This window comes from Pirellulales bacterium (assembly GCA_019694455.1).
Lineage (GTDB): Bacteria > Planctomycetota > Planctomycetia > Pirellulales > JAEUIK01 > JAIBBY01.
This window is the reverse complement of record JAIBBY010000023.1, coordinates 10,229-23,240: the sequence shown is the minus strand read 5'-3', so window position 1 is coordinate 23,240 and position 13,012 is coordinate 10,229. Positions and strand designations below refer to the sequence as shown.

Below are 13,012 nucleotides of genomic sequence, written 5' to 3'. Positions count from 1 at the left end.
CGGCGTGGTTTTGCGGAGATTGTCCCCCGTGCGTGCTCGTTGGCTCCAGATTCTGCTGCTTGTGGCGATCGGCATGACCGGCGCGCGCGCCAGTTGGGCCGACGAGGCCGAAGACCTCGGCGTCTGGCTCGATCAAACGCCCCAAGACGGCATGGTGGTCGACGAGTGGGGGGCGGAATACCCTACCCCTGCCGACGACGCGCAGAGCACCATCCTCTGGCCCGACGAGGGACAGTTGATCGGCGCCTACAGCACCGACCCCATCGCTTACGACCAAGGGCAAACGCCCCCCTATTGCCGGGGCTGCACGCGGCCTGGTTGCGGACCCGCCGGCTGCGGCGCCTGCGGTGGTGGCGGCCTGCGCCCCACCTGGTTCGCCTACACCGACGTGGTGGCCCTGGAGCGCAGCAGCGGGCGACCCGTGAATCTGTCGGGCACCGAGCGCACCGTGGTGATCAACAACCAGCAGATCCTGGTGCGCACCGTGGATCAATCGACGCGCGATCTCGACTTTGGTTATTCGGTGGGGACACGGTTGACGGTGGGACGGTTCTTGGGGACCGACTTCGTCAAGCGGGTGCATACGCTGGAGTTCAGTTATCTGGGGCCGTTCGATTTCGACGCCTCGCATCAGGTGCGCGGCGGCAGCACCACCACGGTCAATCCCTTCACCGGCAATCCGATCATCACGTTGGGCGATCTGATCACGTTCTTTCCCAACGGCGTCGGCGGGTTCAACTTCACCAACCTGCAGCGCGCCGAGTACTCGTCCGACTTCAACAACTACGAGGCGGTGTGGCGGGTGCGCCGCTCGCTGGGGCGCGACAGCCTGGTGGCGCTGCCCAACAACAGTTGGGAAAAGCGCTGCACGCCCGGCTTCACGCCGTCGTTCTTGGCCGGCTTTCGCTACATCACGATCAACGAGGCCTTTGGCTTTCACGCGCAAGGCAGACACGTCCTGTACGACGCCAACGGCGGCATCGACTCCGATGTGCTGGCCCGCGGCGATTACCGCGTACGCACCACGAACAATCTGTTCGGCTTTCAGATCGGCGGCGACATGGTGCAGCAGTATTGCCGCTTCAACCTGGGAGCGCGCGGCAAGATCGGCCTGTTTGGCAATCGCGCCAGCCAGACCAGCGTAATCACCGCTTCCGACCTGGAAGGCGCCACCCTGCCGTCGCGCGCCTTTGGCGACGCGATCACCAAGTTCGCCTTCGTCGGCGAGTTTGGCTTTACCGGCGTGTGGCACGTGCGACCCAACATGAACCTGCGCGCCGCCTACGACTTTCTGTGGGTGACGGGACTGGCGCTCGCCCCCTTGCAGGTCACGCCCAAGACCGGCAATCAGCCCGCCAATCTCGACCACTCGGGCTCGACGTTCCTCACCGGCCCCTCCCTCGGCGCCGAGTTCTTCTGGTAGAGGGCGGCGCTACGACGCCTAGCCCCTCGTCGCCAGCGAAACGAATCCAACCCCAGTTTCTGTCCAACACTTGGGGTCCACCTCATTCTCTCGGCCGCCCGGGCGGCTGTTCTTAGTGGCGGCGACGCATGAAATCCCGGATCAAGCCCACGACGAAGCCGAAAACCGCATAAACGCCGCCACCGATGACGATGTAGCCGGCCGCTAGTTTCAGCACTTCTCGCTTCTCACCGTAGTACGCGATAAGCGGCAGTATCGGCAGGTCAATCAGCCACAGAGACATCGAATACAGCCATCGCTGCTCGCCCCGGACCGACAGGATGAATGGCAGACAGACCAACCCTACCAATGTGTGCGACAGAAAGAATCCGCAGCCAGTCAAGAACGGCGTTCGGGCACGCAGCGTCCAGAAGATCAGCGACACAAAGAACATGACATTCACGGTCAATGCTGCTGCCGAAAAAGCCATATCTGAGTATGCGAGGGTTACAGCATTCCCTGGAGGCTCAAGCATGGATTGTCTCAGGGGGCATCTTCCGCGCTATTGAATCGCGCGCTAGCAAGTCGACACATCCGTAAGCGTAGAGTCAACTGGCTGGAAGCGCCACCCAGGAACTTCCGCGGAGTTGGAAGCCTGCCGGCGTTTGTTCCCGCCGCGATCGCCCCGCGCCGACTTCAGGCCGCCCGGCCCAGCGCGAACCCGGCCAGCACGTCGCATTCGAGATCGGCAAAGAGTTGATCCAGGCAGCGATTGCTCTTGCCCCAGTCAAACCATTGCCCGCCGATGCGGGCAGTGGCCGCGACCGAGGCGGCGGGTCCGTAACGGCGCACGGTGATCAACAGGTCGCCTTCGAGCGCAAAGAGATCGGATGGCAGCGCCGCTTCGATCAGGCAACCATCTTCGGCCTGAGTCACCTGGCGCAGCGCCTGGCCGCGGCGGGCCAACGAGCAGAGCACACGCACGATCGTCTGGCTGGCCGGCGCGGCGACCTGCCGCGCGCGATCTTTGCCCGTCTGCACGCCCAGCCGTTTGAAGAAGGCGTTGGCGACCCCCGCCACCCCCTCCATCGAAACGCCGAGCGGCACGATCTTGTCGGCCAGCGCCAAGAATTGCTCGCCCGTCATCTGCTTGGGCGCTTGCGCGGCGTGTCGCTCGATCGCGGCGCGGACCCCGGGAAACTGCAAAATCGCTTCATAGCGAATTTCGCTCTCCCAGTCGGGCAAGACTTCGACCGGCACCAGATCGAGCAGGGCAAGTTTTTCGCCGGAGTCGCCAGAAGCGGCGTCCAAGAGCGGCGCGCCGCAGTGGGAGCAGAACTTGCCGCGAGCCGGTTTTCCACATTCGGAGCAGAACATCAGACCCATCCCTGGCGACGATGAACGGTGCCCTACCGCGTTGGCTGGGGGCAGAGCCCCCCGCGTCTTACATCGGCAAGACTTTTGCGCCAGGTTGGCGCTATTGCGATGAGAAATCACACACAACCGCAGGTTGCCTCTTTCGCCTGTAACGACTGGGTAATTTGCTCGTCGCGATAACTGCAAGTGCTAGCTGGATTTATCGAGAGCATCGCTGGTATGGATCGTGCTGTCTCGCTAGCATGGGTTGAACTACCCGCTTGTAGGCGGCGCCGGTAACATACGTTGCCCAAACGGCGCTTAGGCCTACAGGGCCGCTTGGCGAGTTGTCGCCATCGCAAGGGCCCCGGCGCCGCAAATGAGCAGTCCCTCCTGGACCGTGGGTCACTCGCAATGAATTCCCCCGCCAAGCACTCTTTTTACTCGCGCTACGGCCTGACGATCATGCTGGTCGTCTTCTTTTTGCTGCCCATCTCGTTGGCGGGGGCTCGCCGGGCCCTGTTGAGCAACAAGAACGACGTGAAGCAGTGGCTGCCGGCGCGGTACGAAGAAACGCAGGTCTACGAGCGGTTTCAGAAGCACTTTCAGAACGAAGAGTTCGTGCTGGTGAGTTGGGACGGCTGCACGCTGGACGACCCCCGGCTGGAACTGATGGCGACCAAGTTGCGGGCCAAGGCCCACGCCGTCGCCGCCGACGACGACGGCGAGGCGCACCAGTCGTACTTTTCGCGGGTGATGACCGGGCCCGACTCGATCGCCGAGATGACCGAAAAGATCGAGTCGCTCAGCTACGAAGAGGCGCGCGATCGGCTGGTTGGGTCGCTGGTCGGTCCCGACAAGGAGACCACCTGCATCGTCTTGACCCTCTCGGCCTATGGCTCTGAGAACGCTCGCAAGGCGGTCGACAAGATCGAAGATGTGGCGGTGAGCGAATGCGCCATCCCCGCCGCCAACCTGCACATGGGGGGCCCGCCCGTCGATAACGCCGCCATCGACAAGGCGGGCGAGAGCACGCTGGTGCGCTTGGCGCTGATGTCGGGCGCCATTGGCCTATTGGTGTCGTGGTGGTCGCTGCGCAGTAAGCGCCTGGTGGCGCTGGTGATGTTCACCGGCATCTACTCGATCATCATCAGCATGGCCATCGTGTATTACTCGGGCACCCCGATGAACGCCATCTTGCTGTCGATGCCGTCGCTGGTGTACGTGACGGCGACCTCCGGCGCGATTCACTTGGCGAATTATTATCGCGACACCGTGGCCGAGCATGGCACAAAGAACGCGGCGCTGCACGCCATCCAGCACGCCTGGCTGCCGCTCAGTCTGGCCACAGTCACTACTGCGGTGGGCCTGGTGTCGCTCTGCATGAGCGAACTGGTGCCGATTCAACTATTCGGCATCTTCTCGGCCATTGGCGTGGTGGTGAGCTTGCTGCTGTTGTTTTTGTTCTTGCCGGCCGGGCTGGAGATGTGGCCAATCCGTGTGCCGAAAAAGCAAGAAGGCGAGCCCGCGGAGACGGTGTTTTCGCGCTTCTGGTGGCGCATGGCGGAGCGCGTGGTGCGGCATCACAACCTGGTTTCGGTGGCCACGCTGCTGGTGATGGCCATGTGCGCTTATGGACTGGTCCATATCAAGACCTCGGTCAGCATGATGCGCTTCTTTCAGAAGGGCGCGCCGATCCTCAACGACTACACCTGGCTGGAAAAGAACCTTGGCGAACTGGTGCCGGTCGAAATTGTGCTCAGTGTTCCCAAGGACTCCGGCCTGTCGCTGCTCGACCAAATGCGTCTGATCGACCGCGTGCAGACCAAGGTGAACGAAATTCCCGAGGTCGGTAGTTCGCTTTCGACCGTCACCTTTGGCCCCTCGCTGCGCAGTCGCACGCGGCGGATACCGATCGTTGGTCGGGTGGAAGACCCGGTCCTCAATAAACGCTTGACGAAGAATATCGACGAGTTCCTTGCCGGCGACTATCTGCGCGAGACGCCCGACGCGCTGTTGTGGCGGATCAGCGCCCGCGTCGGGGCGCTCAAGAACGTCGACTACGCCCAGTTCATCGACGTGCTCAAGCAAGAGGTGGAGCCGATCGTCTCCGAACAGGAGACCAAACTCGCGCAAGCGCCCCCCGCTGGGGGCGTGGCGCTGGCGGCCGACGCCGCGGCCCGGCCCAACATCGATGTGGTTTACACCGGATTGGTGCCAATCGTTTACAAGGCGCAAACCTCGTTGCTCGATGGTCTGGTGACCGGCTTCGTCTCCGACCTGGTGCTCATCATCCTGGTTATGATCATTGCCGTTCGCAGTATGTCGGCCGGCATCCTGCTCACCATCACCAGCATCTTTCCCGCGCTCATCGTATTTGGCCTGATGGGCTGGTGGGACATCGTGGTCGATGTGGGCACGGTGATGACGCCGGCCGTGGCGCTCGGCGTGACGGTCGACGACGTGGTTCACTTCATGCTCTGGTTCCGTCGCGGCATCGCCGATGGCCTCTCGCGTAATGAGGCGGTGATGCTAGCCTACAAGGGTTGCGGCCGAGCCATGTATCAAAGCTGGGGCGTGATCGGTCTGGGGCTTTCGGTCTTCGCCTTTAGCCCCTTCACGCCGACGCAGCGGTTTGGCTTTATGATGCTTACGCTGCTCACGGCTGCATTGCCGGGCAACTTGCTACTGATGCCCGCCCTGCTGGCGGGGCCGCTGGGCCGGTTGTTCGAGCGCGGCATTCGACCGGCCAAGCAGCCGGCGCCGGCCAAGGTGGCGCTGCCGCCGCACGCGAAGGCCGACAACCCGCATCGCCGCCGCGACCCGGCGCCCAGCGTGCTGTAAGGGCGAGGTCGCTGGTCGGGCACTTTGCCGCGCGTCGATTTGCGTTGCGCTCCGTGCGCCTGTTAGGCTGACGCTGCGCGCCCTGGAATCGCCGCCGCGGAGACCGAGCCGATGACGCACTGGACGACCCGTCTCGTATTGCTGCTGGCGATAGCGTGTTGCGCCGATTGGACTTTCGCCCAGGAGTGGACTCGCTTTCGCGGGCCCAATGGTTCCGGTGTTAGCGAGGCCCAAGGCATTCCCGCCGAGTGGACCGAAGCCGACTATCGCTGGCGCGTGGAACTGCCGGGCGTTGGCCACTCGGCCCCGGTGATCTGGGGAGACAAAGTCTTTTTGACCAGCGCCGACAACGACAACGCCACGCGCATGGCGCACTGCCTCAGCGCGCGCGACGGCAAGTTGCTCTGGTCGCGCAGCTACACCTCGTCGTTGCACACCAAACATCAATTCAATAGCTTCGCGTCGTCCACGCCAGCAGTTGACGAAGAGCGGGTGTATGTGGTGTGGTCAGCGCCGGAAGACTACTCCATCCGCGCCTTGGACCACGATGGCCAGGAAGTCTGGCATCGCTCGTTGGGGCCGTTCGTGAGCCAACATAGCTGCGGCACGTCGCCAATCGTCTATGAAAACCTGGTGATCCTGGGCAACGATCAAGACGAGTCGGGCGTCAGTTTCTTGGTGGCGCTCGATCGAACCAACGGAGAAGTCGTTTGGCAAACCCCACGCCCGGGACGCGAGGTGTCGTACGCCACGCCATGCGTCTACGAGCCACCGGGACGCGGTCCGGAACTCGTTTTCTTGAGCGGCGCGCACGGCTTCACCGGCATCGACCCCAAGACGGGCGCACGGCTCTGGGAACTGGCCGACGTGTTCGACAAGCGCACGGTCAGCTCGCCCGTCGTGGCCGGCGACCTGGTGCTAGGTACCTGCGGCTCGGGAGGCGGCGGCAACTTTGTCGTGGCGGTGCGCCCCGGCGGGCCAGATAACCAGCCCGCGCCAGAGGTCGCCTACAAGATCACCAAGAGCGCGCCGTATGTGCCTACGCCGGTGTACCTGGACGGTCATGTCTATCTGTGGAGCGATCAAGGGGTGGTGAGCAGCGTGCGGAGCGATTCGGGCGAAGTGGTCTGGCAACACCGCGTGGGTGGGCGCTACTTCGGTTCGCCAATTTGCGTCGATCGCCGGCTGTACTGTATGTCGGACGCGGGAGAGTGCGTCGTCGTCGCCACCGGGCCCGAGTATCAACTGCTCGGCAAAAATCCGATCGGCGAAGGAAGTCACAGCACCCCCAGCGTGGCGGGCGGCGTATTGTATCTGCGCACTTTCTCGCACCTCGTCGCGCTCGGTGGCGGCTAGCAACCGGTTGAAGTGTTCAACAAGCTGCCGAGATCGCTCGCGCGGCGCGCCGCTTGTCAACGCGGGTCGTTTCGCCGAACATCACGGCATGTCAGATCAAGCTTCTAGCGTCGCCCCCCCCTGGGAGTTTTGGATCGATGTCGGCGGCACCTTCACCGACTGTTTTGCCCGCGGCCCGCAGGGCCAGTTGTCGCGTTACAAGCTGCTGAGCACCGGCATGGTGACCGGGCGAGTGGAGCCCGGTTCGTCGAGGCGCACGATCTTCGATAGCGCTCGCCGCGCCGATCCGCCTCGCGTGTGGGAAGGCTTTGCCGTTCGTTTGCGCAGCGGCGCGCGCATCGTAGCGGAGGGACGGGTTCTCGAGTTCGACCAAGCCCGGGGGGCCCTTATGCTAGACGTCGATCTGCCAGACGACGTTGGCGACGGTCTTGTTTACGAACTATCCAGCGGCGAAGAGGCGCCGCTGGTCGCCGTGCGCTACCTGCTGGGCCTGCACTGCGATCAGCCGATTGGCGTCGTTTCGATTCGGCTGGGCACCACGCGCGGCACCAACGCCTTGCTCACTCGCCGCGGGGCGCGCACGGCGCTGGTCACCACGCGCGGCTTTGGCGACATACTGAAAATCGGCTATCAGAACCGGCCGCGTTTGTTCGACTTGGATATCGTCAAAACCGAGCCGCTCTTTAGCGCGGTGCTGGAAATCGACGAACGCGTGGCGGTCGATGGCGCCGTGCTGAAGGCGCCTGACCAAGACGCGATGATCGCGCCGCTCAAGGAGCTAAAGCAACAAGGAATCGAGTCGCTGGCCATTTGCCTGTTGCACGCCAGCGATCACCCCCAGCACGAAGCGCTGGTCGAACAGGCGGCTCGCCGGGCTGGCTTCACGGAGATCAGCGTGTCGCATCGGGCGGCGCCGCTGGTCAAGATCGTGGCGCGGGGGGACACCACCGTAGTCGACGCCTATCTCAACCCAGTGCTGCGGCAATATGTCGGCCGACTGCAAAGCGCGCTCGGCGCCGGCAGCCGTCTGCGCTTGATGACCTCGGCCGGCGGGCTGATCGGCGCCGACCATTTCACGGGCAAAGACAGCGTGCTCAGTGGCCCGGCCGGGGGCGTGGTTGGTTTCTCCCAGGTGGCGCTGGCGGCGGGCTTTGCGCGCGCCATCGGTTTCGACATGGGAGGCACCAGCACCGATGTGTCGCGGTTCGACGGCGGTTTCGAGTTCGAGTACGAAACCGAAAAGGCAGGGGTGCGGCTGGTGACGCCGATCCTCAAGATTCATACCGTTGCCGCGGGTGGCGGATCGATCTGCCGCTTCGACGGCGTGAAGCTGGTGGTCGGTCCCGAAAGCGCCGGCGCCGATCCTGGTCCTGCCTGTTATGGTCGCGGTGGCCCATTGTGCGTCACCGATCTCAACTACTATCTGGGCAGATTGCCGGCGCGGCGGTTTCCGCTGCCGCTCGATCGGGCGGCCGTCGAATTGCGCCTGGCGGAACTGATCGCCGCGGTGCGCGCCGAATCGGGACGCGAATACACGCCGCAGGCGCTCTGCGAGGGGCTGCTCGAGATCGCCAATCAAAACATGGTGCAGGCGATCCGCGCCATTTCAATTGCGCAAGGCGCCGACCCGCGCGATTATGTCTTGGCGTCGTTCGGCGGCGCGGGAGGGCAACACGCCACCGCCGTCGCGCGCGAACTGGGCATGCGTCAGGTGCTCTGCCATCCAGACGCCGGCCTGTTGAGCGCCTACGGCATCGGCCTGGCCGACGTGACGCGGCACAAAGTAGCGGGCGTATATCAGCCGTGGGACGAGCAATTAGCGAGTCGGCTTGCCAATGTGTTTGACAAACTTGCCAGCTCAGCGCGCGACGAACTGCAAGACGAAGGCGTGCCGGCCGAGCGCATCGAAATTAGCCGCTCTCTGGAGATGCGTTATCGCGGACTCGACGCGGCGCTGGCCATTGTCGCGCCCGCCGATGGCGACTATGCGGCTGCCTTCGCGCGCGAACATCAAAAGCTCTATGGCTATCTGCATCAGCAGCGCCCCTTGGAAGTGGTGTCGGCCCGTATCGCCGCGCAAGGCCGCGTATCCGCGGCATTGCCGCTATCCAAGCGGCTGGCGGCGCGCGATTCCAGGCGGGGCGAAAGCGTCGCCGTGTGGCACGCCGGCAAAGAGCTGGCCGCGCTGCAATACGACCGCGCCAATCTGACGCCAGGCTGCGTGCTGACCGGACCGGCGATTGTCTGCGAACCGACCTCCACGCTGTGGATCGAGCCGGGCTGGCGCGCCGAGGTGCTCTCGGGCGGAGAGCTACTGCTCACAGGCGACGCAGTTCAAAACGCCGCGGCTGCGTCAACCACGGCCGACCCGGTGATGCTCGAAGTCTTCAACAATCAATTCGCCGGCATCGCCGAACAGATGGGCATCACGCTCCGCAACACGGCCAGCAGCGTGAACGTGAAGGAGCGACTCGATTTTAGCTGCGCGCTGTTCAACGCCGCCGGGCATTTGATTGTCAACGCGCCGCACATTCCGGTTCACTTAGGGGCGATGGGCCTCACCGTGCGATCGGTGCTGGCCGACAATTCGCGAATGGCGCCGGGCGACGTGTTCGTGACCAACGACCCCTATCGCGGCGGCTCACACCTGCCCGATGTCACCGTGGTGACGCCGGTACACGACCCGACGACTGGACGCTTGCTGTTCTTCACGGCCAGCCGGGCGCATCATGCCGAGATTGGCGGAATTGTGCCCGGCTCGATGCCGCCGTTCTCCAAGAACCTGGCGGAAGAAGGGGTGCTGATCCGCAACTTGCGCGTGGTGGCCGCTGGCCAATCGCGAATGGAGGCCCTTGAGGCGCTGTTGAGCGCGGGGCCGCATCCCAGCCGCGCCGTGGCCGACAATCTGGCCGACATCGCGGCGCAAATCGCCGCCAACCAGCAAGGCGCTCGCGACCTGGCGCGGCTTGTCGAGCGTTACACCTTGCCGGTGGTTGAAGCCTATATGGAACACATCCAAGACGCCGCCGAGCGCAAGCTGCGGCAGGCCTTGGCGCGGTTGCCGCTGGGGCGACGCGAGTTTGTCGATCATCTCGATGGCGGCGAGCGTATCGCCGTGGCGATCACCATTGAGCATCTGCCAGCGCCGCGCGCGATCATCGACTTCACCGGCACAAGCGGCGTCTCGGCGGGCAACCTAAACGCCAATCGCGCCATCGTCACGGCGGCAACGCTGTATGTGCTGCGGGTGCTGATCGCCGAAGATATTCCGCTCAACGAAGGAGTGCTCAGCCCGGTGACGTTGATCCTGCCCGAGTCGATCTTGAACCCCGCGCCTGGCGCGACGCCGGCCACCTCGCCCGCCGTGGTGGGGGGCAATGTGGAAACATCGCAGCGTGTGGTGGACGTGCTGTTGGGCGCCTTGGGCTTGGCGGCGGCCAGCCAAGGGACGATGAACAACCTGTTGTTTGGCGATGCCACGTTTGGCTACTACGAGACAATCTGCGGCGGCGCGGGCGCAACCAACCGTCGCGCTGGCGCCGACGCGGTGCATACCCATATGACCAATACGCGACTCACCGATCCCGAGGTGCTGGAGCGGCGCGCCCCAGTGCGCTTGCGGCGATTCGCGATTCGCCAAGACTCTGGCGGCGCCGGCCACCAGCGCGGCGGCGAAGGAGTGATTCGCGAGATCGAGTTTTTGAAGCCGCTGGCCGTGTCGATTCTCTCGCAGCGGCGCGGACCTTACCCGCCCTACGGCGCGGCCGGCGGTGAGCCGGGCGGACTCGGCAGCAACACATTGCGGCGGGCAAACGGCCAAGTGGAAACCTTGAGCTATCAGGCGCAATTGAGCGTCAACGCCGGCGATGTGCTGACGATCGAGACGCCGGGGGGCGGAGGCTGGGGCGCGGCGGAAAATGAAATGCGATCATCTCAACCCAACGAGGCGCTTTGATGTCGATCGACTACATTTCCATTCGAGACGAAGAGTCCGGCAGCGAGGCGCGCATCGCCCCGGCGATGGGATTCAATTGCTTTAGTTTTCGCGCGATGCTGGCAGGCGACAGTCACGAAACGCTCTGGTCGCATCCCGATTTTTTGTCTGGTGAGCAGAAGCCGTCGCGCAGCGGCATCCCGATCTTGTTCCCCTTTGCCGGACGGATTCGCGGCACGCATTTCGACTTTCAAGGCCGGCGCTACGCGCTGGAGGTGGGAGACGATTTTGGCAACGCGATTCACGGGTTTGTCCTCAATCGGCCGTGGCGAGTGATCCAGCAAGGCGCAGACGAAGCGACCGCGGAGTTTCAGGCGGCGCTCGACGCGCCTGACACGCTCGACCGCTGGCCCAGCGACTATCGAATTCGCGCCACCTATCGAGTCGCCGGCGCGCGGTTGGAGTCGAGTTTTGAATTCACCAATACCGGCGAGCGCCCACTGCCGTACTGGTTTGGCACGCATCCCTACTTTCGCCTGCCGCTGGCCGTCGGCGCCGATCGTGGCGCTTGTCTCACGCAGGTGCCCGCGGCCGAATATTGGGAATTGGCGGGCATGTTGCCCACGGGCCGCGAGCTGCCGGTCGACGCGTCGCGCGACCTGCGCGCCGGAGCGCGGTTTGGCGAATTGAAGATTGACGATGTGCTGTGCGGACTCGATTTCGAGCGCGGCCAGTGCGCGGCAAGCGTGATCGATCATCAGGCTCGCCGCCGGCTGACGATTCGCTTTGGACAGGAGTTCTGCGCGTGTGTGGTGTTCACGCCGCCACATGGCGAGGCGGTGTGCATCGAGCCATACACGTCGGTCTCAAACGCCTTTGAACTGGAGGCCCAGGGGCACAAGACCGGGTTAACAATCCTGGCCCCTGGTCAGTCGCGCACGGCGAGCATCGACATGGAACTGGCAAGCGCCACTCACTAGCGATGCCGGTACCCGGCAAAGATGCCGGTGGCGTACCAGATGCCGTTGCTGCCGCGCTTCATGTCGTAGGCATACGCGCCATGATCGGAACGAACGGCGTCCCAATGACCAGACGACTGACGCCAGCTATCGACGCAATCGACCGCCGCGTCGACCAGCGTCTTGCCGGGCCAACTCTCGGCGACGACCTCGGTGGGGCCGCTGTCGCCACCGCCACCACCAAATCGATAGCGCAATCGCCCCAAGATGCGCTGAAAGCGGTAGCCCCATTGGTGATGCCCTTGCACGCGAATGTTCGCTTGATGGTGCGAGTGGCTCTCGGCCTCATTGGCCAAAATCGGACTAAACTCGCCGCGAGTGCTCGCCGGATGTTCGGGGTGCATGCGCACGGCGTAGATCATGGTGCGTTGCGTCAACGTGCCGGATGGCAGAGCGAGAATCGTCTTGACGGCCGGCACGCCGTAGTAGCGCCCCGGTCGAAACGGAAACATGTTCACCACCAATCCGTAATGCGCGCTGCCGGGCGCGGCGAAATCGAGAATGGCGATCCCTTGCTGGCGCTGCATCTCGGAGAACGAAGGGTGATCGAGCAACCGTGTGAGCTTGCCGCCGATGTAGATCGAAGCGTCAAGCGGCAATCGCACGCGCTCGAAACCAGCGAGTCGAGCTTGCACCTCGGACTGCGCAAGCACGCGGCTTTCAAACGCGTCGCGCACAGCGCTGTTGCCCGTCTCGTGAAAAAAGATGAACAGGTACTTCCCTTGCTCTTTGGCCGACTGCACCGCTTTGGTGTAGTCGGTGTGCCAACTCTGCGTCGCGGCGCCGGCCGCCAGCGCCGAGCTAGCGGCAAGACCAACAAATAGCAGCGTGAGGCACACAATCCGTTTCGACAAAATCATCGCTCTTCTCTCCAATGTGGGCGGGGAAAGTCATCTCCGCGCCGCGCAGGGCACGGCGTCGATGAGCGCCGGTATGGCCGGCCGTGGGATAACTGCCGCAGGTTCCGTGTCCGCGGCGATTGGGGCGGGGGAGCGCCAAGGGCGCTCAAAGGCGTCGTGCCAACCCGAAGGGTAAAATCAGGGTTCGGATTTGCTTGGGTGGGATTTCCGGATAAAACGGTCTGGGCAAAGTACGAAGACT

Annotated in this window: 8 protein-coding genes; 5 read left to right on the top strand and 3 right to left on the bottom strand. The window is 63.8% G+C overall.

Annotation, left to right across the window (positions count from 1 at the left end):
* Window positions 1–28: 28 nt before the first annotated feature.
* Window positions 29–1,423 (top strand): BBP7 family outer membrane beta-barrel protein, encoded by a 1,395-nt coding sequence (locus K1X71_11175; GenBank protein MBX7073697.1) that lies wholly within the window; start codon window positions 29–31, stop codon window positions 1,421–1,423.
* A gap of 112 nt (window positions 1,424–1,535) precedes the next feature.
* On the opposite strand, the gene K1X71_11170 is transcribed toward K1X71_11175, so the two are convergent.
* A complete protein-coding gene (locus tag K1X71_11170; protein ID MBX7073696.1) occupies window positions 1,536–1,892 on the bottom strand; it encodes a hypothetical protein in 357 nt (118 codons plus the stop codon).
* Window positions 1,893–2,098: 206 nt separating this feature from the next.
* Window positions 2,099–2,779, bottom strand: a complete 681-nt coding sequence (locus K1X71_11165) for a zinc ribbon domain-containing protein (protein MBX7073695.1) — start codon at window positions 2,777–2,779, stop codon at window positions 2,099–2,101.
* A 393-nt stretch (window positions 2,780–3,172) separates the two neighbouring features.
* Between K1X71_11165 and K1X71_11160 the strand changes: the two genes are divergently transcribed.
* The 4 genes from K1X71_11160 to K1X71_11145 all read left to right on the top strand — a co-directional run bounded on the left by K1X71_11160 (window position 3,173) and on the right by K1X71_11145 (window position 11,872).
* On the top strand, window positions 3,173–5,602 hold the full coding sequence (locus K1X71_11160; GenBank protein ID MBX7073694.1) for an MMPL family transporter: 2,430 nt from the start codon (window positions 3,173–3,175) through the stop codon (window positions 5,600–5,602).
* A 111-nt stretch (window positions 5,603–5,713) separates the two neighbouring features.
* Complete coding sequence (locus K1X71_11155; GenBank protein ID MBX7073693.1) at window positions 5,714–6,958, top strand: PQQ-like beta-propeller repeat protein; 1,245 nt, start codon at window positions 5,714–5,716, stop codon at window positions 6,956–6,958.
* 88 nt (window positions 6,959–7,046) lie between these two features.
* Window positions 7,047–10,913 carry a hydantoinase B/oxoprolinase family protein gene (locus K1X71_11150; protein ID MBX7073692.1) on the top strand — a complete coding sequence of 1,289 codons (3,867 nt, stop codon included), beginning with the start codon at window positions 7,047–7,049 and terminating at the stop codon, window positions 10,911–10,913.
* On the top strand, window positions 10,913–11,872 hold the full coding sequence (locus K1X71_11145) for an aldose 1-epimerase (protein MBX7073691.1): 960 nt from the start codon (window positions 10,913–10,915) through the stop codon (window positions 11,870–11,872). Before K1X71_11150 ends, K1X71_11145 begins: the two co-directional genes overlap by 1 nt.
* On the opposite strand, the gene K1X71_11140 is transcribed toward K1X71_11145, so the two are convergent.
* On the bottom strand, window positions 11,869–12,771 hold the full coding sequence (locus K1X71_11140; protein MBX7073690.1) for a thioredoxin family protein: 903 nt from the start codon (window positions 12,769–12,771) through the stop codon (window positions 11,869–11,871). The genes K1X71_11145 and K1X71_11140 overlap by 4 nt on opposite strands.
* Window positions 12,772–13,012: the final 241 nt, after the last annotated feature.

Excerpts from the sequence above, each read along its gene's own strand:
- K1X71_11170 (MBX7073696.1), bottom strand. The coding sequence starts at position 1,892 with ATGGCTTTTTCGGCAGCAGCATTGACCGTGAATGTCATGTTCTTTGTG.
- K1X71_11165 (MBX7073695.1), bottom strand. The coding sequence starts at position 2,779 with ATGTTCTGCTCCGAATGTGGAAAACCGGCTCGCGGCAAGTTCTGCTCC.
- K1X71_11160 (MBX7073694.1), top strand. The coding sequence starts at position 3,173 with ATGAATTCCCCCGCCAAGCACTCTTTTTACTCGCGCTACGGCCTGACG.
- K1X71_11155 (MBX7073693.1), top strand. The coding sequence starts at position 5,714 with ATGACGCACTGGACGACCCGTCTCGTATTGCTGCTGGCGATAGCGTGT.
- K1X71_11150 (MBX7073692.1), top strand. The coding sequence starts at position 7,047 with ATGTCAGATCAAGCTTCTAGCGTCGCCCCCCCCTGGGAGTTTTGGATC.
- K1X71_11145 (MBX7073691.1), top strand. The coding sequence starts at position 10,913 with ATGTCGATCGACTACATTTCCATTCGAGACGAAGAGTCCGGCAGCGAG.
- K1X71_11140 (MBX7073690.1), bottom strand. The coding sequence starts at position 12,771 with ATGATTTTGTCGAAACGGATTGTGTGCCTCACGCTGCTATTTGTTGGT.